Source organism: Sphingobium sp. AP49, assembly GCF_000281715.2.
GTDB lineage: Bacteria > Pseudomonadota > Alphaproteobacteria > Sphingomonadales > Sphingomonadaceae > Sphingobium.
Genome location: NZ_CP124576.1, coordinates 1,310,769 through 1,333,129 on the forward strand (window position 1 = coordinate 1,310,769; position 22,361 = coordinate 1,333,129).

The 22,361-nt window shown below is 64.1% G+C and carries 25 protein-coding genes; 15 read left to right on the forward strand and 10 right to left on the reverse strand.

What is annotated here, in order from left to right; genetic code table 11:
* Window positions 1-4: 4 nt before the first annotated feature.
* Together PMI04_RS06400 and PMI04_RS06405 are read right to left on the reverse strand one after the other, a co-directional pair.
* Entirely contained in the window at window positions 5-796 is a 792-nt protein-coding gene (locus PMI04_RS06400; RefSeq protein ID WP_007709711.1) for a 3-hydroxybutyrate dehydrogenase, read from the reverse strand.
* Complete coding sequence (locus PMI04_RS06405; RefSeq protein WP_007709712.1) at window positions 793-1,971, reverse strand: DUF3734 domain-containing protein; 1,179 nt, start codon at window positions 1,969-1,971, stop codon at window positions 793-795. The genes PMI04_RS06400 and PMI04_RS06405 overlap by 4 nt, the downstream gene beginning before the upstream one ends.
* Window positions 1,972-2,123: 152 nt before the next feature.
* On the opposite strand from PMI04_RS06405, the gene PMI04_RS06410 reads away from it, so the two are divergent.
* Window positions 2,124-3,014 carry a neutral zinc metallopeptidase gene (locus PMI04_RS06410; protein WP_007709714.1) on the forward strand — a complete coding sequence of 297 codons (891 nt, stop codon included), beginning with the start codon at window positions 2,124-2,126 and terminating at the stop codon, window positions 3,012-3,014.
* 6 nt (window positions 3,015-3,020) lie between these two features.
* Here the strand turns inward: PMI04_RS06410 and PMI04_RS06415 are convergent, their stop codons facing one another.
* Window positions 3,021-3,341: a hypothetical protein gene (locus PMI04_RS06415; protein ID WP_238535917.1), complete on the reverse strand. Its 321-nt coding sequence runs from the start codon at window positions 3,339-3,341 to the stop codon at window positions 3,021-3,023.
* Between the two features lie 83 nt (window positions 3,342-3,424).
* Complete coding sequence (locus PMI04_RS06420; protein ID WP_081491009.1) at window positions 3,425-3,616, reverse strand: hypothetical protein; 192 nt, start codon at window positions 3,614-3,616, stop codon at window positions 3,425-3,427.
* An 86-nt stretch (window positions 3,617-3,702) separates the two neighbouring features.
* On the opposite strand from PMI04_RS06420, the gene PMI04_RS06425 reads away from it, so the two are divergent.
* The 8 genes from PMI04_RS06425 (at window position 3,703) to PMI04_RS06460 (ending at window position 10,677) form a co-directional block, all read left to right on the forward strand.
* Entirely contained in the window at window positions 3,703-6,396 is a 2,694-nt protein-coding gene (locus PMI04_RS06425) for a bifunctional [glutamine synthetase] adenylyltransferase/[glutamine synthetase]-adenylyl-L-tyrosine phosphorylase (RefSeq protein WP_007709716.1), read from the forward strand.
* Window positions 6,389-6,850 carry a thioredoxin-dependent thiol peroxidase gene (gene bcp / locus PMI04_RS06430; RefSeq protein ID WP_007709718.1) on the forward strand — a complete coding sequence of 154 codons (462 nt, stop codon included), beginning with the start codon at window positions 6,389-6,391 and terminating at the stop codon, window positions 6,848-6,850. The genes PMI04_RS06425 and bcp overlap by 8 nt, the downstream gene beginning before the upstream one ends.
* Window positions 6,847-7,656: a ferritin-like domain-containing protein gene (locus PMI04_RS06435; RefSeq protein WP_007709720.1), complete on the forward strand. Its 810-nt coding sequence runs from the start codon at window positions 6,847-6,849 to the stop codon at window positions 7,654-7,656. Before bcp ends, PMI04_RS06435 begins: the two co-directional genes overlap by 4 nt.
* A 109-nt stretch (window positions 7,657-7,765) precedes the next feature.
* The gene (locus PMI04_RS06440; protein WP_007709722.1) at window positions 7,766-8,494 is read left to right on the forward strand and encodes a M23 family metallopeptidase; all 729 of its coding nucleotides are present in this window, start codon (window positions 7,766-7,768) and stop codon (window positions 8,492-8,494) included.
* Between the two features lie 80 nt (window positions 8,495-8,574).
* A complete protein-coding gene (erpA, locus tag PMI04_RS06445; RefSeq protein ID WP_004211010.1) occupies window positions 8,575-8,901 on the forward strand; it encodes an iron-sulfur cluster insertion protein ErpA in 327 nt (108 codons plus the stop codon).
* Window positions 8,902-8,972: 71 nt separating this feature from the next.
* On the forward strand, window positions 8,973-9,749 hold the full coding sequence (xth, locus tag PMI04_RS06450) for an exodeoxyribonuclease III (RefSeq protein ID WP_007709726.1): 777 nt from the start codon (window positions 8,973-8,975) through the stop codon (window positions 9,747-9,749).
* A 67-nt stretch (window positions 9,750-9,816) separates the two neighbouring features.
* Window positions 9,817-10,332: a DUF2239 family protein gene (locus PMI04_RS06455; protein ID WP_007709727.1), complete on the forward strand. Its 516-nt coding sequence runs from the start codon at window positions 9,817-9,819 to the stop codon at window positions 10,330-10,332.
* Window positions 10,333-10,362: 30 nt separating this feature from the next.
* On the forward strand, window positions 10,363-10,677 hold the full coding sequence (locus PMI04_RS06460; RefSeq protein WP_007709728.1) for a YdeI/OmpD-associated family protein: 315 nt from the start codon (window positions 10,363-10,365) through the stop codon (window positions 10,675-10,677).
* A gap of 21 nt (window positions 10,678-10,698) precedes the next feature.
* Here PMI04_RS06460 and PMI04_RS06465 read toward each other — a convergent pair whose 3' ends face one another.
* Both PMI04_RS06465 and PMI04_RS06470 read right to left on the reverse strand, forming a co-directional pair.
* Window positions 10,699-11,583, reverse strand: a complete 885-nt coding sequence (locus tag PMI04_RS06465) for a bestrophin family ion channel (protein ID WP_007709729.1) — start codon at window positions 11,581-11,583, stop codon at window positions 10,699-10,701.
* Between the two features lie 22 nt (window positions 11,584-11,605).
* Window positions 11,606-11,860, reverse strand: a complete 255-nt coding sequence (locus PMI04_RS06470; protein ID WP_007709731.1) for a hypothetical protein — start codon at window positions 11,858-11,860, stop codon at window positions 11,606-11,608.
* 232 nt (window positions 11,861-12,092) lie between these two features.
* Here PMI04_RS06470 and PMI04_RS06475 point away from each other — a divergent pair, with 232 nt between their 5' ends.
* Window positions 12,093-12,989, forward strand: coding sequence for a LysR family transcriptional regulator (locus PMI04_RS06475; protein WP_037486394.1), 897 nt, complete (start codon window positions 12,093-12,095; stop codon window positions 12,987-12,989).
* Between the two features lie 16 nt (window positions 12,990-13,005).
* Here the strand turns inward: PMI04_RS06475 and PMI04_RS06480 are convergent, their stop codons facing one another.
* Window positions 13,006-14,163, reverse strand: a complete 1,158-nt coding sequence (locus tag PMI04_RS06480; protein ID WP_007709735.1) for a hypothetical protein — start codon at window positions 14,161-14,163, stop codon at window positions 13,006-13,008.
* 145 nt (window positions 14,164-14,308) lie between these two features.
* Between PMI04_RS06480 and PMI04_RS06485 the strand changes: the two genes are divergently transcribed.
* Window positions 14,309-15,376: a fatty acid desaturase gene (locus PMI04_RS06485; RefSeq protein ID WP_007709737.1), complete on the forward strand. Its 1,068-nt coding sequence runs from the start codon at window positions 14,309-14,311 to the stop codon at window positions 15,374-15,376.
* A 61-nt stretch (window positions 15,377-15,437) separates the two neighbouring features.
* On the opposite strand, the gene lptG is transcribed toward PMI04_RS06485, so the two are convergent.
* Entirely contained in the window at window positions 15,438-16,538 is a 1,101-nt protein-coding gene (gene lptG, locus PMI04_RS06490) for an LPS export ABC transporter permease LptG (protein WP_007709741.1), read from the reverse strand.
* A 4-nt stretch (window positions 16,539-16,542) separates the two neighbouring features.
* Window positions 16,543-17,754 (reverse strand): LPS export ABC transporter permease LptF, encoded by a 1,212-nt coding sequence (gene lptF / locus PMI04_RS06495; RefSeq protein ID WP_007709743.1) that lies wholly within the window; start codon window positions 17,752-17,754, stop codon window positions 16,543-16,545.
* 137 nt (window positions 17,755-17,891) lie between these two features.
* Between lptF and PMI04_RS06500 the strand changes: the two genes are divergently transcribed.
* Together PMI04_RS06500 and PMI04_RS06505 are read left to right on the forward strand one after the other, a co-directional pair.
* Window positions 17,892-18,386 carry a DUF2141 domain-containing protein gene (locus PMI04_RS06500; protein ID WP_037486396.1) on the forward strand — a complete coding sequence of 165 codons (495 nt, stop codon included), beginning with the start codon at window positions 17,892-17,894 and terminating at the stop codon, window positions 18,384-18,386.
* Between the two features lie 7 nt (window positions 18,387-18,393).
* Window positions 18,394-19,359 carry an acylglycerol kinase family protein gene (locus PMI04_RS06505; RefSeq protein WP_007709747.1) on the forward strand — a complete coding sequence of 322 codons (966 nt, stop codon included), beginning with the start codon at window positions 18,394-18,396 and terminating at the stop codon, window positions 19,357-19,359.
* A 21-nt stretch (window positions 19,360-19,380) separates the two neighbouring features.
* Here PMI04_RS06505 and PMI04_RS06510 read toward each other — a convergent pair whose 3' ends face one another.
* On the reverse strand, window positions 19,381-20,274 hold the full coding sequence (locus PMI04_RS06510; RefSeq protein WP_007709748.1) for a YegS/Rv2252/BmrU family lipid kinase: 894 nt from the start codon (window positions 20,272-20,274) through the stop codon (window positions 19,381-19,383).
* A gap of 70 nt (window positions 20,275-20,344) precedes the next feature.
* Between PMI04_RS06510 and PMI04_RS06515 the strand changes: the two genes are divergently transcribed.
* Window positions 20,345-21,304, forward strand: a complete 960-nt coding sequence (locus PMI04_RS06515) for a metallophosphoesterase (protein ID WP_007709749.1) — start codon at window positions 20,345-20,347, stop codon at window positions 21,302-21,304.
* Between the two features lie 12 nt (window positions 21,305-21,316).
* A complete protein-coding gene (locus PMI04_RS06520) occupies window positions 21,317-22,348 on the forward strand; it encodes a polysaccharide pyruvyl transferase family protein (protein ID WP_007709750.1) in 1,032 nt (343 codons plus the stop codon).
* Window positions 22,349-22,361: the final 13 nt, after the last annotated feature.

Sequence of the window (22,361 nt, forward strand, 5' to 3'; positions counted from 1 at the left end):
GCGCTTATTGCGCGGTCCAGCCGCCGTCGATCGAGAGATTGGCGCCGGTAATCTGGGCTGCGGCGTCGCTGCACAGATAGAGGGCGGTGGCGGCGACCTGTTCGGCGGTGACGAACTGCTTGGTCGGCTGGCCGGCGAGCAGCACGTCGTTCATCACCTGCTCGCGGGTCATGTTCCGCGCCTTCATCGTGTCGGGAATCTGGTTTTCCACCAGCGGGGTCCAGACATAGCCGGGCGAGATGCAGTTGGCGGTGATGCCGAAGGTGGCGACTTCCAGCGCGACCGTCTTGGTGAAGCCGTTGAGGCCATGCTTGGCGGTCACATAGGCGCTCTTGAAGGGCGAGGCGACCAGCGAGTGGGCCGAGGCGGTCTGGATGATCCGGCCCCATTTCTTGTCCTTCATGTAAGGAATGGCAAGCCGCGTGGTGTGGAAGGCGGCGTTGAGGTTGAGCGCGATGATGAGATCCCATTTATCGAGCGGGAATTCCTCGACCGGCGCGACATGCTGCATGCCAGCGTTGTTGATGAGGATGTCGATGCCGCCAAAGGCATTGGCCGCTTCCTGCATCATTGCCTCGATCTGGTCGACCTTGGTCAGGTCATGCCCGCTGTAGAGCGCCTTGCCGCCGGAGAGCGCTTCAAGGCCGAGCCGTTCCTTCTCGATCGCGTCCGCGTCGCCAAAGCCGTTGATCACGACATTGGCGCCTTCGCCAGCCAGCGCCTTGGCATAGGCCAGGCCGATGCCGGAAGTGGAACCGGTGATCAGGGCGGTCTTGCCAGCGAGGGACTTGCTCATGCCATTTTCTCCTTGAGATGATCCGGCGCATCGAGATCGAAGGTCGCGCTTTTGCCGTCGAGAATGTTGCGGGCGATGAGGTCACCCTTGTGCATCACATCTTCCACCGAATCCCGGCCCTGCGCCCAGTGATCGAGCATGGTCGCACGGGAAAATTCAAAATCCTTGGCGCCGCTTTCCCAGGCGCGCGAGCGGTAGATGAGGTGGACGATATTGACCGATCCGCCGTCGAGCATGTCGCGCAGCTTCTGTGCTTCCGGCCCGTCCTGCAATTCGGGGGGGAGTTTGTCGAGCAATGCCTGGATCGCGCCATGTTCGCGGCGCAGGCGTAGATACTGGTCGGTCACCTGGCGGGTGCGGCTGCTATACTGGATGTCCTTCATGCGCGAATAGACGTCGGTCATCTGGCGCGGCATCGGCCCTTCGGCCGGGAACAGGTCGACCTGGAACACCAGCATGTCGTCGGTCTGGTGGTTGAGGACATGGGCGAGCGGGGTGTTGGAAACGATGCCGCCGTCCCAATACCAGCGCCCGTCAATCTCGATCGGGGGCAGGCCTGGCGGGAGCGCGCCCGAAGCCATGATGTGGCGCGCGTCGATGCGGGTATTGCCGCCCGGGCCGCGCGTATCCCAATAGGCGAAATTGCCGCTTTCGACATCGACCGCGCCGACCGACAGCCGCACCGGTCCGTCATTGAGCAGGTCCCAGTCGACGCAGGCGTCGAGCGTGTCCTTGAGCGGTGCGCTGTCATAGAAGCTGATCGCGCCGGCTGATCCTTCGGGCATCAGCGTCGCAGGCCATAGGCGTGGACGGAACATGCCCGGCACGCCCAGCGTCGCAACCGTGCCAGCGGCCATGAGGTGGGCGGCTTCGCGAATATGGTCGATTTCGGGCAGGATCATGTTGGGCATGCCGCCCGAAACGGTGAGCCAGAATTTCTTCAGGCGGCTGAGCCGCTTGTGGGGTGGATTGCCGGCGATGATCGCGGCATTGACCGCGCCGATCGAAATGCCCGCGACCCAGCTAACGTCGACGCCCAGTTCATCCAGCCGCTGGTAGACGCCGGCCTGGAAGGAGCCGAGTGCGCCGCCCCCTTGCAACAGCAGCGCGACTTCGCGGGGGAGGGGAAGGGGGGTGGTGGCGCGGCGGCGCGGACGGGGTTCGGTATCGGCCATGTCGCAGTGCAATATAGTCTTTGGATGCGTCATTCCAACTTAATGTCTCGTAACAAAGTCGATCCTTTCGATGGAACGTGCGTCGCCAGCGGATGGTTTGCAGCCGGCCGGTAATGCAGTAGGCACGGGAAGGCTAAGCGAGGGAGGCCAGGGTGCGGCTCGACGACGAACAGGAAAGCAGCAATTTCGAGGTGCAGGACGGGCGCGGTGGCGGCTTTGGCGGCGGCGGGATGGGCGGCGGGCTTGGCCTGCTGCTGCCGCTGATCGGCAGTCGCTTCGGCTGCGGCGGCATCGTCGTGGTGCTGATCATCCTGGCGGTGATGGGCGTCAATCCGCTGAGCCTGATGAGCGGTGGCGGTGGCGTCCAGCAAGCGCCCCAGAACGCGCCGGCGGGCAACCGGGATGCGAGCAAGCTGACCGAGATCCAGCATTGGTCATTGAAGGTGCTGGGATCGACCGAGCGGGTGTGGGGGCAGATTTTCCAGGAATCGGGCCAGACCTATCAGCCGACGATCCTGTCCTTCTATGCGCAGAGCGGCACGTCGGGCTGCGGCGCGGCGCAGAGCGCGATGGGGCCATTTTACTGCCCGAACGACCAGAAGGTCTATCTCGACACCGATTTCTTCACCGAATTGCGCGATCGTTTCGGCGCGCCGGGCGATTTCGCCCAGGCCTATGTGATTGCGCATGAGGTCGGTCATCATGTCCAGGATCTGGAAGGGACGCTGGGCCAGGTGAACCAGCAGCAGCGCCGCGTCGGCGAGGCGCAGGGCAATGCGCTGCAGGTAAAGGTGGAATTGCAGGCTGACTGCTATGCCGGGGTCTGGGCCAAGCGCACGGGCCTGATGGAGGGGGGCGACCTGGAGGAAGGCATGAAGGCGGCGCAGTCGATTGGCGACGATACGCTGCAAAAGTCGGCCGGGCGCCGGCCGGTGCCGGAAAGCTTCACCCATGGCACCAGCGAACAGCGCATGAACTGGCTGCGCAAGGGGTTGGACAGTGGCGATCCGGCCCAGTGCGACACGTTCAAAGGTGGATTGTAACCCGGATCAGGGTTCAGCGTTGGGAGAGCCAGGGGCGGGCGTGCCGGAAGCGGATGCTGAATCGCTGGGTGCAGGCAGGCCCGCAGCCGGATTGAGGCTGGGCTGACCGGCGTCGCCCATTGGCTGGCTGAGATCGGGGGGGACGAAGGCCGGCGGCGCTGACGGCACGACAACCGTTGGTGCGGCTGGTGTTGTCGGCGTAGGCGCCACGATGGCGCTGTTATCCTGTGCGTCCGCGGCCGCGCTATGTGGCGTGAAATTCTGAAGCGCCAGGACGATCATCGGGGCCACGACCAGCGTTCCGCCAGCAAACACCTTGTACATCATCGATCGAGCTTATTCCCGCAAAAAGGAAAAGAGGATTCGGGCCTTATCGCCAATGAATGAACAAATGCCTGCATGTGCGCAGGTTAATGCTGATCGATCTTTGCCAGCAGCGCCAACATATCGTCCGGCAATCCTTCGCGCTGGGTCGCGAAGCTGGCACGCAACGCCTTGCCGACCCCTTCATAGGGCAGTGGCAGGCCGACGGTTACGACACGGCCAGCGCCGCTGTCTCGTCCCGGTGCCGATCGGCCAAGAGGTTTGCGCTGTATTTCCATAAGGGACAGAACGGCCATGGTCGCCAAAAGTTTCTGGATTTCGTCGCATTCGGGCGCGATATCGCCGCGAACAAGGAGACGGCAACGTGACGGACTGGATCGACCTGGAGGCGCGGATACGCGCGCATTCGCCATTTCTGGCGCGGCAGATGGATCGCTACCCCACCGTGACGCAGCTTCTGGCGGGCGGTGATTTCGATGCGGCGATGGCGGCGGCGCAGGCGCAAGGCGTGCCCGAGGATGGGGTGGCGAAGTCCTTGCGGCGGCGACGCGGCGCGATCGCGCTGGTGACGGCGGCGGCGGATCTGAGCGGTGCCTGGGACATGGACCGGGTGACGCGCACCCTGTCCGACTTTGCCGACCAGGCGCTGGAGGAAGCGTTGGCGGCGACCTTTGCCGAACGCTATCCCGATGCAGTGCCACAGGGCTTCGTCGTGCTGGCGCTGGGCAAGCATGGTAGCCGGGAACTCAATTACTCGTCCGATATCGACCCGATCCTGCTCTATGACCCCACCACCCTGCCCCATGGCGAGCGGGAGGATGTGGCCGACGCGGCGGTGCGGATCGGGCGGCGGGCCAGCGAGATACTTAACGCGCGCGACGGCGACGGCTATGTCTTTCGCGTCGACCTGCGGCTGCGGCCGTCCCCGGAAGCCACGCCGATTGCGCTGCCGGTGGAGGCGGCGATCGGCTATTATGAATCGACCGCGATGGGCTGGGAGCAGGCGGCCTTCATCCGCGCCCGGCCGGCGGCGGGCGACATGGCGCTGGGTGAGTATTTCCTGCGCCAGATTCGTCCCTTCGTCTGGCGGCGCAGCCTGGACTTCGGCGCGATCGACGCGATCACCGACATCAGCCGGCGCATCCGCGACCATTATGCGCAGGGGCAGGCGTTCGGGCCGGGCTATGACCTGAAGCGCGGGCGCGGCGGCATTCGCGAGGTGGAGTTTTTCGCCCAGGTCCATCAACTGATCCATGGCGGGCGCGACCCGTCGCTGCGGTCGGGCAATACGCGCGAGGCGCTGCGCGCGCTGGCGGCGGCGGGCGTGATCGAGGCGGAAGTGGCCGCGCGTCTGGACGAGGCCTATATCCTGTTCCGCACGATCGAGCATCGCTTGCAGATGGTCGAGGACCGACAGACTCATGAACTGCCGAAAAATCCGGATTCGCTGGATAATGTCGCGCGGCTGCACGGGCTGGCGGACGGGCCGGCGCTGCTCGACCTGCTGCGGCCCCATGTCGAATGGGTCGGGGCCAATTATGATCGGCTGACCGCCGCGCCCGACGATGGCAGCCTGTCGCATGACGAGGACAAGCTGAAGGCGCAGCTCAAGGAGATGGGCTTTGCCGATGCCGACTGGGCGGCGGCGCGGGTCGCCCATTGGCGCGACGGCACGATCCGCTCGCTGCGCAGCGGCGCCTCGCGCGAGGCGCTGGAACGACTATTGCCGGTGTTGATGCCGGCGATCGCGACCGCGCCCGATCCGGGCCGGGCGCTCAACCGGCTGGACGACATGATCGGCCGGCTGCCGAGCGCGATCAACTTCTTCAAGCTGCTGGGTGCGCGGCCGGGGCTGGTCGAGCTGCTGGCCGAGATATTGAGCCATGCGCCCGCGCTGGCCGATGTGCTGAGCCGTCGGGTCGAATTGCTCGAAGGGCTGATCGATGCGTCGGCCTTCGATCCCGTGCCGCCGGTCGATGTCCTGGCGCAGCAATTTGCCGCGCTGGAGGCGGGCGAGGATTATCAGGCGCTGCTCGACCGGGTGCGACAGCGGGTGAATGACCGCCGCTTCGCGCTGGGCGTGCAGATCGTGCGGGGCGGCGATCCGCTGGAGGCCGGACGCGGCTATGGCCGGGTGGCGGAAGCGGCGATCGAGGCGCTGGCGGGCGCCACTGTCGCCGAGTTCGAGAGCGTGCATGGCAAGGTGCCGGGCGGCGAGATGGTGATCCTGGCGCTGGGGCGGATGGGCGGCGGGGTGCTGACCCATGCGTCGGACCTGGACCTGGTTTACCTCTTCACCGGCGATTTCCTGGCGGAATCGGATGGCGCGCGGCCACTGGGTGCGACCCAATATTTCAACCGCCTCGGCCAGCGCATCACCAATGCGCTGTCGGTGTCGACGGCGGCGGGGCCGCTCTATGAGGTGGACACGCGGCTGCGGCCGTCGGGCGCGCAGGGCCTGCTGGCGGTCAGCCTCGACAGTTTCGCCAAATATCAGCGTGAAGAAGCCTGGACCTGGGAGCATCTGGCGCTGACGCGGGCGCGGCCGGTGTTCGGATCGCCGCAGGCGCGTAGCGCGCTGGAGGCGATCCTGACCGAGACGCTGCAACGGCCGCGCGACTTCGACGAACTGGCGCGGCAGGCGGTGAAGATGCGTGGCGACATTGCCCGGCACAAGCCGCCGGCGAGCGAACTGGACGTCAAGCTGGTGCCCGGCGGGCTGGTCGACATCGAGTTCCTGATTCACGTCAATCAGTTCCATTATCGCATGGGCTTCGACCCGGATCTGGGCCAGGCGCTGGCCGAGCTGGTGACGGCCGGCCATCTGCCCGCCGCGCTGATCCCGGCGCAGGAGTTGATCACCCGCTTCCTGATCGTGTCGCGGCTGGTGTCGCCCAAGTCGACCGAGCCGCCGCAAGCGACCCGGCCGCTGGTGGCGCGGGCCTGTGGCGCGGCCGATTGGGATGCGCTGCTTGAAAGCTATGCCAAGGCCCGGCAAAGCGTCGGCGACGCATGGCGCGCACTGGCCGCGCCCTATCAGGAGGATCAAGATGCTTGAACAGGGAGCGATGTTGCCCGACGTGGCGTTGAAGGATGCGGATGGCGCGGACTTCAGCCTGGCGCGCTATCGCGGCAAGCCGGTGGTGGTCTATTTCTATCCCAAGGCGGATACGCCCGGCTGCACCAGCGAGGCGAAGGATTTCACCGAACTGGCGAGCGAATTCGCGGCACTGGGCGTGGCGGTGGTCGGCGTGTCGAAGGACAAACCGGCCAAGCTCAAGAAATTCGGCGACAAATATGGGCTGGCGGTGACGCTGGCGTCGGACGAGCCGGGCACGGCCTGCGAGGCGTTCGGCACCTGGGTCGAGAAGTCGCTCTATGGCCGCCAATATATGGGGATCGCGCGGGCAACCTTCCTGGCGGACGGCGACGGCAGGATCGTGCGGGTCTGGCCCAAGGTGAAGGTCAAGGGCCATGCCGCCGAGGTGCTGGAGGCGGCGAAGGCGCTTTGACCCTGCCGCTGGCCATCGATTCCGTGGGCGCGGGTTGCGCCCATGTGCTCCAGATCGCCGATCCGACCGCCAAGTTGATGGCGGCGCGGGCGGTGGCGCGGGCCTGGCGACTGGGACGGTTGGCGCATCGGTTCGACATAGCAATGCCCGACCGGCCGGCGCGGCCCGATGCGCCCGAACTGCTGCCGCCGGGCCAGATGCCCAAGCGCAGCAAGATCGGCACGGATAGCGGGCGGATCGCGATGCTGCACGCACTGGCGCATATCGAGTTCGTCGCGATCGACCTGGCGTTCGACCTGATCGGGCGGTTCGGTGGGGAGTTTCCGGCGGGCTTCACCGACGAATGGATGAGGGTCGGCGCGGACGAGGCGATGCATTTCGCCCTGCTCGACCGGCGACTGCGGCAATTGGGCAGCCATTATGGCGCGCTGCCCGCGCATGACGGGCTGTGGCAGGCGGCGAGCGAGACGGCAGGCGATGCGCTGGCCCGGCTGGCGATCGTGCCGATGGTGCTGGAGGCCCGCGCGCTGGATATCACGCCGTCCACGATCGCGCGGTTCGAAGGGGTGGGCGACCATATATCCGCGAAGATGTTGCAGCGGATTATGACAGACGAGATTCGTCATGTGTCGGCCGGGACGACATGGTTCAACCAGGCGACGAACCGATTGGGGCTAGACCCCGTCAAACATTACCAAATCCTTGTGAAACGCCATTTTCGAGGAAGCGTTAAGCCACCGTTCAACGACTCGGCGCGTCGACAGGCCGGTTTGACGCGGGATTTCTACGACGCGCTTGCAAGCTGAGCGGCGATTTGCAGTCTGCATCCAGCGGGGGCGATCTAGGTCGCCATTTTATTGAACATGGGGAACCCACGAGAGGCAAAAGCCTTCGCGGGCATAAGTCGGGGTCGGCATGTTGATTCTTCGTACTGTGAATGCGCTGGGTGCGCGTTGGTTCCATTCGGCCGGCAAGACGGCCAAGATTTTCGGGATGGTCGGCATGGTTGGCGTGATGTGCGCCGCCGCTCCGGCCAATGCCAAGGATGAGGATGATCCTTATGGCGATGCCTCGGAAATCAACACCAGCGCGCTCGGCCCGGCCGATGTCGGCTTCTCCAACATCTTCTCCAGCCTGCAGCGCATGGACGGCAACGCCAAGTCGGCCGCCTATATCCCGTCGGGCCGCCCGGTCGAGAAGCTGTCGCTGACCTCGAACTTCGGCGTGCGGTCCGACCCGTTCAACCGCAGTGCCCGCATGCACAAGGGCATCGATATTCCCGGCCCGATCGGCACGCCGATCCACGCGACCGCCGACGGCATCATCAGCCGTGCCGGCTGGGCCAGCGGCTATGGCAACCTGGTCCAGATTTCGCACGGCAATGGCATGGAAACCCGCTACGGCCATATGTCGAAGCTGTTGGTCGCGCCGAACTCCTATGTCCATCGCGGCCAGGTGATCGGCCTGATGGGTTCGACCGGCCGTTCGACCGGCAGCCACCTTCATTATGAAGTCCGCGTCGATGGTGCGGCGATCAACCCGATCCCGTTCGTCGCCGGTCCTGACTATCTGATCGCGATGAATACCAAGCCGCCGATCGCAATGGGCGGTCCGACCAGCGCGCAGGAAAAGGCGGCCGACTGACCGGCCTTTCCCGCAAAAGCTTTTCAAAGCCCCGGCGCCCATGGGTTGCCGGGGCTTTTGCTTGATCCTATCTAGGCGCCATGGCCGACATTGACCTTACCCCCTCCGCTGCCGCGCGTGTCGCGGCGATCGCTGCCAAGCAGGGCAAGCCCGCCATCCTGCGGCTGGCCGTGGAAGGCGGCGGCTGTTCGGGCTTCCAGTACCGCTTTGGCCTCGCCGAACAGGTCGAGGCCGAGGATCTGGCGGTGGAGCGCGACGGCGTGACGCTGGTGGTCGATGATGTCAGCCTGGACCTGGTGCGCGGTTCCGCCGTCGATTTCGTGTCGGACCTAGGCGGCGCGGCGTTCAAGGTGACCAATCCCAACGCGACCGCCGGTTGCGGCTGCGGCACCAGCTTCTCGGTCTGATCGGCGCATTGGCTTGTAGAGCCGGCCTACTTCTCTAAAGGGAAGTGGACAGCGAAAGAGACAGGTCCATCATGCGTATCGCCACCTTCAACATCAACGGCATCAAGGCGCGGCTGCCGCGCCTGCTGGAATGGCTGGACGAGACCCGGCCCGACATCGCCTGCCTGCAGGAAATCAAGACGTCTGACGAGACCTTTCCGGTCAAGGATATCGAGGCCGCCGGCTATGGCGTGATCTGGCACGGGCAGAAGGGCTTCAACGGCGTCGCCATCCTGGCGCGCGGCGACCAGCCGATGGAAGTGCGCCGGGGGCTGGAGGGCGAGCCGGAGGACGAGCATAGCCGTTATCTGGAAGCCGATGTGAAGGGGGTGCGGGTCGCCAGCATCTACCTGCCCAACGGCAATCCGCAGCCCGGCCCCAAATTCGATTACAAGCTGCGCTGGATGAAGCGACTGCGGGAACGGGCGGCGGAAATTTGGGCCGAGGAAGTGCCTGCCATTCTTGCCGGCGACTATAATGTCATCCCGCGCGACGTGGATATTTATTCGCCCAAGGCGATGGCCGACGATGCGCTGATGCAGCCGGAAAGTCGCGAAGCCTATCGCCGGCTGCTGGGCGATGGCTGGGCCGACGCGATCCTGACCCGCCATCCGGCCGGAGGCGTGTGGACCTATTGGGATTATCAGGCCGGGGCCTGGCCGCGCGACGCGGGCTTCCGCATCGACCATCTGCTGCTGAGTCCGGCGGCGGCCGACCGGCTGGTCGACGCCCAGGTCGACAAGGCGTTTCGCGGCCGGGAGAAGGCGAGCGATCATGCCCCGACCTGGGTCGAACTGCGCGACGTCTAAATATTATCCGGGTTATATTGACCCAATTATATCCGGGTAATATATGCTGTGCCGAAGGAGATTCGGCATGGAGCGCACGTTGACGGCCTTTTCAGGCGATTACTGGATCGCGACCGGCGATGAGGATGAGGTACGCGCGGCGCTGCACGCCATGGGCGACGATGCCCAGAACATCCTGCTGTTCGACGACCACACCGGACGACAGGTGGATATCGACCTGCAAGCCAGCGTAGCACCACGGGGGCGCGGTCGACCGAAAATGGGGGTACAGGCGCGCGAGATCACCCTGCTGCCGCGCCATTGGGACTGGCTGGCAGCGCAGCCGCGCGGCGCCTCGGCTACGTTGCGCCAGTTGGTCGAGGATGCGGTCAAGGCCAGCGCGGACCAGCCCTCGCCTCGCGCGGCGATGGATGCGGCCTACCATTTCCTAACCGCGATGGCCGGTGACCGACCCGGCTATGAGGGCGCGATCCGTGCGCTCTATGCCAGGGATAGAGGGGCGTTCGAGGCCGCAGCGGCGGCCTGGCCCGGCGCGATCCGGACGCATGGTCTGGCGCTGGCGGAGCCGGCCTTTTCCGCGTAGCCTGGGCATCGCAATGATCGGAGAGGCTGGGTGACGGACGATTTTCTCCAGGGCACGGTGCATGAGGCGGCCGATGACATGCAGGCGGCGATCCGGGCGGATGCCGGCATCTTCGCGCTGTGGCAGGGGCTGACGCCGCTTGGCCGCAACGAGTTCATCTGCTGGGTCGAGGATGCCAAGCAGGCCGCGACCCGCGCGCGTCGCATTGCCCGGACGATCGAGGAAATGCAGGAGGGCAAGAAACGGCCCTGCTGCTGGGCTGGCTGCATCCATCGTACAGACAAGGCGCCGAGCCGCTGGCAGCAGGCAGTGCTGATCGAGGGGAAGGGCAAGCGGGGCGGCTAAGGGCCGCGCCCGTTCAGGCCGTTACCACAGCACGCCATCGACCGGCTGGACCGGGGGTGGCCCTTCGCGGCCGAGCGTGTCGCACATGTCCGCCTCGATCGTGGTGGTGATGCTGTCGAGCGGCAGGTCGTGGACGTCGTTGCCGAACGGATCGACCAGGTCGTCGCCGATCTGCAGCACGGCCAGATACATGAAGCCCGCGACCGCCGATCCGACCGGGGTGGCGATGCCCAGCGTTTCGACCAGGCCGATCGGCAGCAGGATGCAGAAGAGCCGGGTGAAGAATTTGGGGAAGCTGCGATATTGGGCGGGCAGCGGGGTGTTCTTGATCCGTTCCATGCCGCCTTGCGCGTTCGACATGTCGACCAGTAGCCGTTCGATCTGGGTCTGCTGGATAGTGTCGATCCAGCCCTGCGCACGCGCCTGTTCGACCCGGCGGCCCGATCCTTCGAGCAGGCCGTTGGCCGGGTTACGTCGGCTCAGCTCCGCTATCTCCGGTCCGGCCAGCACCCGGCACATATCGGGCGCGGGATCGATCCGGCGCAACTGGCATCGCAGCGCATGGACATAGGCGATGTGGCGTTCGACCAGTGTCTGGCGCAACTCCGCCGTCTCGGAGCGGTCGGGGATGAAGTTCATCACGGCACGCGCCCAGCTTCGTGACACATTGACCATCGCACCCCACAGGATGCGACCCTCCCACCAGCGCTGATAGGCCGAATTGACCCGGAAGCCGAGTACCAGCGCCAGCGCCGTGCCGAAGATGGTCAGGGGTAATGCCGGCGCCTTGAAGGGCGAGATGAAGTAGAAGATGGTGACCGCCAGATCCCAGAAGAATAACGCGATCAGGGCGCGCCATGCGGTCTGGAAGCTCTGACGGATGCGCGGGGCACGTCCGACGATCATATAGGGGCGGTTCTCTACGGGGTCAGGCGGCGTCCGTACCGTCGGTCTCGTCCAGCTTCATCCAGGCATGGCGCAATGCCATGCCGCCGATGATGCCGACGGCCTTCAGGATCGTCGCATAGATGGTGGGGGTGCTGTCGCTGATCGCCAGCCAGGCGCAGGCAAAGCATAGCGCCATGGCGGCATAGATGGGCAGGGCTTCGATATCGTTCCAGGCGATGCGCTGGTTGGCCCGTGGCCGGGGAGCAGCGCGCGTTGCGGCGAGCGTGCGGATCATGGCGGTCCTTTCCGAAAATGGGGCCGACGTGCGGCCTTTGTCCGAAAAATGATGCGACGCACAAGCGGTGGTCAACGGGCTCTGTCATATGCAAGCCAGCCTTGCGGTAGCGGTAACGACAGCAAAATTCCGTCGCATTTCCGTCTCCTTCGAGAGACGTGGCAATGTTTTCACACGGAGTTGCAACCTTGCGCCTATTGCAATGCAGCGTAACGCGCATAGCTTTTTACGCATGCCCGACCGCTATGCTGAAATCCTGTCCTTCGTGAAAATTGCCGAATCGGGCAGCCTGTCCGAAGCGGCCAGACGGCTGGACCTGTCGCTCGCCGCGACCAGTCGCCGCCTGTCGCAACTGGAGGCGCGGCTGGGGGTCATGCTGGTCCGCCGCAACAGCCGTCATATGACGCTGACACAGGAAGGGCAGATATTCTACGAGAAGGCGGGGCAAGCGCTGTCCGACATCGATCAGGCGGAAAATGTCGTGATGCGCAATGCGACAGAGCCAGCCGGGCCGCTGCGTGTCGTGACGACGCTGCATTCCGGCCGCAGCCGGCTGGCGCCCCTGTTCCAGCATTATGCGACGCTGCACCCGGAGGTCGCGGTCCATCTGGAGGCGGCGGGGCAGGTAGCCAATATCGTCGAGACCGGCCATGATATCGCCATCTGCTTCGACCCGCCGCCCGACAGCGGCCTGATCATGAAGCGACTGGCTGACAATCCGCGGATGCTCTGTGCCTCGCCCGACTATCTCAACCGGCGCGGGATGCCGCGCACGGTGAACGATCTGGCTGGCCATGACCGCATCGTCATCGGTGGCGGGCAAGACATGTGGCGCATGATCGATATCGACACGAGCCGGGCGAGCCGCGTGCTAAGCACCAATGACGGCGAACTGGCGCGGCTTTGGGCGCTGAATGGTGCCGGCATCGTCATCAAGTCGCTATGGGATGTGTCGGACGACCTGGATGAAGGACGGTTGCAACCGGTGCTGCCTGCGGTGCCGCTGCCCGCCTCGCCGATTGTCGCGCTTTATCTGCCGTCACAGAGTGAAAGCGCCAAGGTGCGCAGTTGCCTGGACTTCCTGGCGCGGCACCTGAAGGCGACCGAGGCCACCCCGGCCGCCGCCTGATGCCGCGCCGGAAGGATCACAGATCCTTTTCGTAGATCTGATAGACCTTGTTCACCTTGCTTTCGATTGCGTCGGCAATCGCGTTCATGCCCTGATTGTCGTCAAGCACCCAGCCGATCTCGCCCCGGGTCGAGCCATAATGGGCGAGCGCGTTGCGGCGGATATATTCGATCATCATGAAGGCGAGCTGGCTGGCCATGCGCGAGGATTGCAGGCGCTGTACCACGCCCATCAGCGGCACGCGCATGGTGCGGCACGTGGGTTTGCGCAGCCACCAGAGCAGCTTGAGCCAGCCGAACGGGAAGAGCGAGCCGTTGAGTGGCGTGATCGCTTCGTTGAGATCGGGCAGCGTCATCATGAATGCGACGGGCTCGCCGTCCAGTTCGGCGATCATGATGAGGTCTTCATAGACGATCGGCTTGAGCTTCTTGCCGGTGAAGGCCACTTCCTCGTCGGTGATGGGGACAAAGCCCCAATTCTTGCCCCAGGCGTCGTTGAGGATGCCCAGAATGATCGCGGCTTCGCGGTCGAATTTCGATTTGTCGACTTTGCGGACGGTGATGCGCGGATTTTTTTCGCCCGATGCGACGATGCGCTGGATCAGCGGCGGGAAATCCTTGGTGATGTCCAGCTCATAGGTCTTGAGCTGCTTTACAGGCTGATAGCCCGCGCCCTCGATCATCGGCTGATAGGTCGCGCTGTTATGCCCCATCATCACCGTGGGGGGATGATCATGTCCCTGGATCAGCAGGCCCGGCTCTTCCCAGATCGACAAGGAAATGGGGCCGAGCACGCGGGTCATCCCCTTGTTGCGCAGCCATTGTTCGGCCGCCGCGATCAGCGCCGCGCCGGCTTCCGCGTCCGCCGCCTCGAACAGGCCGAAATTGCCGGTACCCGGCCCCATGCCCTGCTCGGGGGGCTGGGCAAGGGCGAGATGGTCGATATGCGCGGCGATGCGGCCGATGATGGTGTTGCCGCGCCGGGCGAGGAAATATTGCGCCTCGGCATGGCCGAAAAAGGGGTTCTTGCCCGGAGTGAGAAGGCCATAGACCTCGTCCTTGAGCGGCGGAACCCAATTGGGATCATTGGCGTAGATGCGCCACGGCAAGTCGACGAAGGCCTTGAGGTCGGCCTTGGTCGCAACGGGGGTGATAAGCAGATCGGATTGTGCCACGGCAGCTGCCTTTGATAGGGTTTGCCGAGCAGTTCGGCCCTTGTTTGCGCAATGTCAATCACATGCGTCGGATGGGTCATTATGATGGTGAATATGTCACGTTGCTGCCACGATTGCAGCGCATTTGGAGTCTAGGGAAGGCCGCATGACTGTGCATGATCCCATATTGGCCGCCGCGTCCCGTACGCGCTCGGCCATTCCCGACGATACGAAAATGCTGCGGGCGGCGGCTGAACTGACGCGCACGCTGTCGACCGCCAATCCCGCCATCTACTGGCCCGACCTGCTGACATCCGCGCTGATCGGCTATGGTGCGCTGGCCGGCGCGATTCTGGCTCAGAATGTGGCGATCGCGATTGGCTGCGCGCTGCTGTCGATGATGGCGCTGTATCGGGCCGCGAGCTTCATCCATGAGCTGACCCATATCCGCAAGGGGGCGCTGCCCGGCTTCCGCTTTGGCTGGAATCTGTTGGTCGGCATTCCGCTGATGATCCCGTCCTTCCTCTATGAGGGCGTGCATACCCAGCACCATGCCCGTACCCGCTATGGCACGGCGGAGGATCCGGAATATCTGCCGCTGGCATTGATGAAACCCTGGTCGCTGCCCTTGTTCATCGTCGTCGCCGCGCTGGCGCCGGTCGGTCTGATCCTGCGCTTTGGCGTGTTGACGCCGCTCAGCCTGATCATCCCGCCGCTGCGGCGCAAGGTGGTGGCGGAATTTTCGGCGCTGTCGATCAACCCCGCCTATCGCCGCCGCGCGCCCGAGGGCGATTTCGCCCGCATGTGGGCCTGGCAGGAAGCGGGTGCCTGCCTGTTCGCGCTGGCGCTGGTGGGCAGCGTCTTCGCCTTCGGCTGGAAGCCGCTGCTCGTCTATATGGCGATCCATTCGGCGATGACCGTGATCAACCAGTTGCGGACCCTGGTCGCCCATCTGTGGGAGAATGAGGGCGATGCCATGACCGTGACGGCGCAGTATCTCGACTCGGTCAACGTGCCGCCGCCCGGCACGCTGCCGGAACTATGGGCGCCGGTTGGCCTGCGCTACCATGCGCTGCACCATCTGCTGCCCAGCGTGCCTTATCATAATCTGGGTCCGGCGCATCGCCAGTTGATCGCGACGCTGGACGGGGACTCGCCCTATCACAAGGGCAATTACACCGGGATGATGCCATTGGTCGCGAAGATCGCGCGGAGCACGATGGGCGCACGCTGAGCGGAAGCCATGCCAAAGCAAGCAAAAAGGCCGGTGAAACCACCGGCCTTTTTCATATCCCTCACTCTTCGGTGCGGAAGAGGACGGTCTCGCCCAGCAGCAGGAAGAGGAGGAAGGGCGCCCAGGCGGCAAGGTAGGGCGGATAGGCGCCCAGATTGCCCATGGCGAGCGAGAAATTGTCGGCGACGAAATAGGCAAAGCCCAGCGCCATGCCCATCACCGCGCGCAGGAAGAGCTGGCCTGAACGGGCCAGGCCGAAGGCGGCGACCGAACCGAGGATCGGCATCAGCAAGGCGGAAAGCGGGCCGGACAGCTTGTGCCACAGGCTGCCTTCCAGTTCCGCGGTCGGCCGGCCGGCATCGTGCAGGTCGCTGATCGCGGCGCGCAATTCGGTGAAGGTCAGGCTGTCGGGATCGACCTTGGCCAGGGTGAACTGGTCGGGACGGATGTCGCTGCCGAAATGGATCGTGCCGGCATTTTTGAGCGTGCCGCGCGCGACGTCGAATTGCCGCGCCCCTTCGAGTACCCAATTCCGGGTGGTCGCGTCATAATGCCCCTTGGGCGCTTCGATGATGGTGGTCAGGCTGTTGTTGACGCGGTTGAAGATTTCGACCTTGCGCAACTGGACCTCGGTACCACGTCCCGCCACGATTGCGGCCGTGACCAGATTATTGCCGTCGCGCACCCAGGGATTGGTCTTGATCCCACTATCGGCCGGGATCGGGCCGAAATCGACCGCCTGCCACGCACTCAGCATCGCCGTCGACCGGGCGACGACCCGCTCGTTGAAGACGTAGCTCAGCAGGGCGATGCCCAGTGCCGCCGCCACCAGCGGGGCCAATATCTGGTGCGCTGACAGGCCCGCGGCCTTCATCGAGATGATTTCGCTGTTCTGGTTCAGCGTCGCCAGCATGATAAGCGTGCCCAGCAGCACCGAGAAGGGCAGGAAACGGGCGATGATCTGTGGTGCCCGCAAACTGACATAATGCCAAAGCTGCGCGTCGCCATTGCCGGGATAGGCGAGGATATCGCCCGAATTGCCGAGCAGGTCGAGCATCTGCAGCACGATCACCAGCATCGCCAGCACCGCCAGGGTACGGGTCAGGAACAGCCGGATCATGTACCAGCTGATCTGGCGCGAGGGGAAGAAATCGAACTGCATGGGGTCAGGCTGCTCCTTGCGCCGGTTCGCCGCGCCGCGTCACATAGCGTACCAGTCGGCCGACCTGCTTGCCCAGTTTGGCGAACGCATATTCCAGCGCCGCGATCGGCTGGCCACCGGGGCGATGGGCGATGACATGATACATCCAGAAGATCAGGCCCGAGGCCAGCAGAAACGGCCCCCACAAAGCGATGATCGGGTCAATCTTGCCGAGCGAGCCGATGCTTTCGCCATATTGGTTGATCTTGTGATAGGTCACGATGAATACGATCGACAGGAAGACGCCCAGCGCGGATGTCGAGCGCTTGGGCGGGATCGCGAAGGCCAGCGCCGCCATCGGCAGCAACATCATCATCACCACCTCGACCATGCGGAAATGGAAGTTGGAACGGATTTCGTTGCGCAGCTTGGTCGGCGTCGCGGGATCGCGACCCATCGAGACCAGCTCTGGCAGGGTCTTTTCCCTGTCGACGTCACGGCCACGGAAATTCTCGATCTGCGGCAGGTCGATCGGCAGGTCATGGCTGGAGAAGGAGAGGACGCGCGGCGTCTTGTATTTGGGCGCGTCGTTCACCAGCACGCCGTCACGCAGGCGGAAGATGATGGTGTCGGGGTCGTCGGTCGCCAGGAAGGCGCCCTGGGCAGCGGTAACGGCCACGGACTGACCATCCTTGCCGACCGCACGGACGAAGATGCCGCGCAGATTGCGGCCTTCGTCCAGGCTGCGCTCGATCCGCATCGTCATCCGCTTGCCCAGGCTGGTGAACTCGCCCACCTTGATGGACGCGCCGAGCGCGCCGGACCGCAACTCGAAGCGCAACGCTTCATAGGCATGGCGCGAAAGCGGCTGGACCCAGCCGACAATGCCCAGATTGAGCAGTGCCAGGGCGAAGGCGAACATGTAAGGGACGCGCAGCAGCCGGCCGTAGGACAGGCCCACGGCGCGCATCACGTCCAGTTCGGAAGAGGTGGCAAGCTTGCGGAAGGCAAGCAGGATGCCGAGCATCAACCCGATCGGGATGCCGAGCGAGAGATATTCGGGCAGCATGTTGGCGAGCATCCGCCACACCACGCTGACCGGCCCTCCTTCGGCTGCGACAAAGTCGAACAGGCTCAACATCTTGTCGAGGACAAGCAGCATCGCGGCGATCACCAGCGTCCCCATCAGGGGGAGGGCGATCAGGCGGGCGAGATATCGGTCGATGGCGGTCAGCATTTCTCTATGTCGTCGTCCCATCACCATGTTTTGGCCGCAAACCCCGCCCATATGCGAGTCAGCAAATAAGAGAGTCGCGGGGCGAACAGGGGCTCGCCGTCCAATCATATCGGGCGGCTATAGCTTCCAGGAGTCTGATGGTCATGTTGAAAGTTGCAGTGGGTTTGATGCCGGTGGTGGCGATGATGGTTGCCGTACCCGCAATGGCCCATGGTCAGGAAATAGCCAATGATCTGAACCGCTGCGCCGCGTCGGCCAAGGGGCCGGCGGTGCTGGTCGATGTGCGTGGTTTTGTCGAGGCTGCCGGTACGGTGCGGGTGCAATCCTATACCGCGACCAAGGCAACCTGGCTGACCAAGGGCGAATGGCTGAACCGCATCGATACCCCGGTCCGGCCAGCCAGCGGAGGCATGCGTTTCTGCATGCCGCTGCCCGAAGCCGGCCGATACGGCATCGCGGTGCGGCACGACCGGGATGGCAATGGCAAGACCGACATCTCCCGTGATGGCGGCGGTTTTTCCAATAATCCATCGATCAGCATTTTCAATCTGGGCAAGCCGTCGGTCGAAAAGGCCGCCTTCTATGCAGGACCGGGCGTGACCCGGATCACCATCAACCTCAAATATATGTAAGGTCGCCATGGTCCGCGTCGCACTTCTGTCCAATCCCAAGTCTACGGGCAACCGGCAGACCTTGCCGCGCGTGCGCAGCTATTGTGCCAACAACCCCGACATCTTCCATTATGAAGTCGAGCATGTCGACCAGATCGGCCGCGCGCTGCAGACGATCGCGCGGGTCGAGCCGGCGGTCATCGTCATCAATGGCGGCGACGGCACGGTGCAGGCGGCGCTGACCGAACTTTATCAGGGCGAGCATTTCTGCGGCCGGGTGCCGCCGATCGCGGTGCTGCCCAATGGCAAGACCAACCTGATCGCGCTGGACCTGGGCATTCATGGCGACCCGATCAAGGCGCTGGAACGGATCGTCGAGATCGCCAAATCGGGCCTGGGCGACCATGTCGTGCAGCGCGAACTGATCGCGCTGACCGATGGCCAGACGACGCGGCCGGTGCTGGGCATGTTTCTTGGCGGCGCTGGCCTGGCGGACTATATCCTCTATTGCCGGGACAAGATCTACCCGCTGGGCCTGTCCAACGGCATCAGTCATTTTCTGACCGCCCTTGCCGTTCTGGCATCGCTGGTCTTTGGCATTCGTGCCCGGTTTCTGCCACAATCGAGCCATCCGGTGAGCATTTCCCTGATCCGTGAGGGGCAGTTGGCGGGGCGTTTTTCGGTGCTGATCGTCACCACGCTGGAACGGTTGCTGCTGGGTGTGCAGCCAGGCGACAGCCATCGTGGCAACATGAAGCTGATGGCGGTCGATCAGAGCGTTCCTGCGATCTTGCGGCTGGTCTGGGCCAGCCTCTTCCGCCGCATGGGCAAGCAGCAGATGCAGGGCATCCATCTGGAGCAGGGCGACACGATCCGCATCGACGGCGCGCAGAGCAGCGTGATCCTGGACGGCGAAATCTTTCGCGCGTCGGAGGGCAAGCCGATCCTGCTTCGCTCGACCGAGCCAGTGCCCTTCCTGCGTCTCGCCGCCTGATACTGACGCGATGCGCCGGGATCAGTCCCGGGGCACCGCCACATCGACCGCGCCCGGCGCGATCTTCACCGTGACCGGCGTCTTCGCCAGCACCTCGCCGTCGATCGAAATCTTCTGCGGCGGGTGGCAGGCGATCCTGAACTGGCGACCGTGAAATTCCTCCGTATGGGCGTCGCGGTCGCGCAGCTTGAAGAATTTGGCATACCAGTCCCAGGCGAGGCGCGGCTTGCTGCGGCCGACGACCGCCTGAACCACGATCTCCCCGGTATCGACGGCGGCATGGTCCGACAGCTCGACCCCGCCATGATAGGGGCCGTTGAGAATGCGCACCTCGGTTGACCACAGGCGCCGTTCCTTCTCCCCATCGTCGATCGTCAGGCGGAAGGCGCGAAAGCCGACCGAGCATTTGACCGCCCAGAGCAGATAGCCGATGCGGCCGAGATAGCGTTTGAGCTTGTGCGGCACGGTCTGGCCGATCATCGGTGAGAGGCCCAATGAGGCGGCATTCACGAAATAGTCGCGATCGATCATGCCGAGGTCGACGCGGCGGCGCTGGCCGGTGGCGATCGCCTTGATCGCGCCGTCGAGGTCGAGGGGCAAGCCCAAGGTGCGGGCGAAGCTGTTGGCGGTGCCGAGCGGCAGCACGCCGAACACGCAATCCTTGCCGACCAGCTCATCGACGGTGCCTGACATGGAACCGTCGCCGCCGCCCACGATCACCATGGGCGTGCCGCTGGCCACTGCGTTGCGGACCGTGGCAGCCATCTGCTCCGGGTCTTCGACCGCGTGGGCGGCGATCAGGTCCACGCCAGCGGCTTCGAGTTTTTCCCTGGCCTCGATGAAATTGTCCTGGCCTCGTCGGCTATGGGCGTTGACGACCAGGATGGCCTGTTTGGGGAGCGGTTTCGTTTCCATGCCGCAATAACTCCGTACAGGCGATTTCGGGTCCATGGGAAACCATGCGCGCGGGATTCGTTAGTCCGGAATGGCTCGTATCGCCCATCTGTCCGATATTCATTTCGGTGCGCATGATCGCAGGATTGTCGACGCCGCAACCGCCTGGCTGGAAGAGCGTCGGCCCGACCTGATCGTGATCAGCGGTGACCTGACCCAGCGGGCGCGGGTGGAACAGTTCAAGGCAGCTGCCGCCTGGATCGGACGGCTGCATGCGGCGGGGATGAAGACATTGGTCATTCCCGGCAACCATGATGTGCCGATGTTTGATGTCGTGCGCCGCTTCGCCCGGCCACTGGGGCGCTACAAACATTATATCAGCCGGGATCTCTGTCCTTTCTACGAGGATGATGAGGTCGCGATCCTGGGGCTCAACACCGCCCGGTCGCTGACGATCAAGGACGGACGGATCAATCATGACCAGATGGATCGGCTCCGCGCGACCTTTGCACGGGTGGCGCCGGCCAAGACCCGTATCCTTGTTACCCATCATCCGCTGTTTGCCATGCCGATCGGCCGGGGCGGCGAATTGAGCGAGGCGGTGGGGCGGCACGAAGATGCGGTGCAGGCAGCGTGCGAGGCCGGAGTGCATATCGCGCTGGCCGGCCATTTCCACCGTACCTATGCGCTGGCCGCCGACCAGATGGTGGAGAGCGCCGGCGCGGCGCTGGTGATCCAGGCGGGCACGGCGACATCGACCCGCCTGCGCAATGATGAGCCGCAGAGCTTCAACTGGCTGCATGTGCAGCGCAATGACAGCATCGAACTGCAGGTCATCGTCTGGGATGGCAGTTCGTTCCAGCGCGGCAGCCATGTCGATTATCGCCGCACCGGCAACCAATGGTACGTCCGCGATGTTTCAGACGCACCGGCGCCGGGGCAAAGCCGCAGGCAGGACCGGGATGCCGCGCCCGTTGCACAAGGCGCGCGCCTAGTCACGACGACAGGGCAAGCGATCGGCCGGTCGGGAGATCGACAGATCAGGGGATAGAGAGGGGACGATATGAAAGCCGCCTATTTTTCGGTCCGCATCGACCCTTTGTCGTCTTTGCTGACGAAGCGGGAGGCGATAGGCTGGAACACCGGCAATCTGGCTTTCATCGACGCGATTCAGCGGATTTTCGACTGCGATGTAGTGACGGTGCAGGATGGCGATCGGCTGGATGGCTATGGTACCTTCCTGACCAACGACCTGATCTGGATGCGCGAGGGGGACGAACCATGGGGCGAGTTGCTGCAGCAACTGACACTGGCCGGTGATCGGCCGCTCATACCGCTGTGCGTCGGCCTGCAATCGGCGAATTATAAGAGCGATTTTCGGGTGCAGCCGACCATGGTGTCGTTCCTGCAGCAACTGGCCGAGCGGGTGACGATCCCGACCCGGGGCGTTTATACCGCAGAAATACTGAGCCGCCACGGCATCACCAATGTCCAGCCGCTCGGCTGCCCCTCATTATATCAATTGCCGCTCTATCCCGGCGCCTTGGCGGGGCTGGCGAGGGATGTGACCGACGGGCTGTTCGCGGCGACCAATTTCGGCACCTTCGGCGAGACGATGATGCCGGCCGAATATGCGTTTCTGCGCTACATGCCGGACCAGTTCGCTGGCTTTATCGATCAGACATTCGACCTGCTGCCCTGGCTGGAAGCACATGACGAGCGTCTGGCCCAGTGGATGCGTCGACATATTCACGCCTTTTTCGATCTGGAATCCTGGGTCCGGCACAATGCGCGCTATAATTTCAGCATGGGTGCCCGCTTCCATGGCAATGTCGTGCCGCTGCTCAGCGGCACCCGCTCGCTATTCCTGACGATCGACAGCCGAACGCGGGAAATGACCGATTTTCTACGCCTGCCCGTGCTGGAACTGGCTGCCTTCGATCCGACCAGACCGTTGCGCCATTATTATGACATGGCCGATTATTCGGATTTCCTCGGCCATTATCGTGCGTTGACCGACGGCCTTGTCGATTATGCGGGCCGCCATGGATTGCCCTTGTCGCCGTCCTATCTGGCTGGGGTGTCACAGCTCTGAGAAATCAGACGGT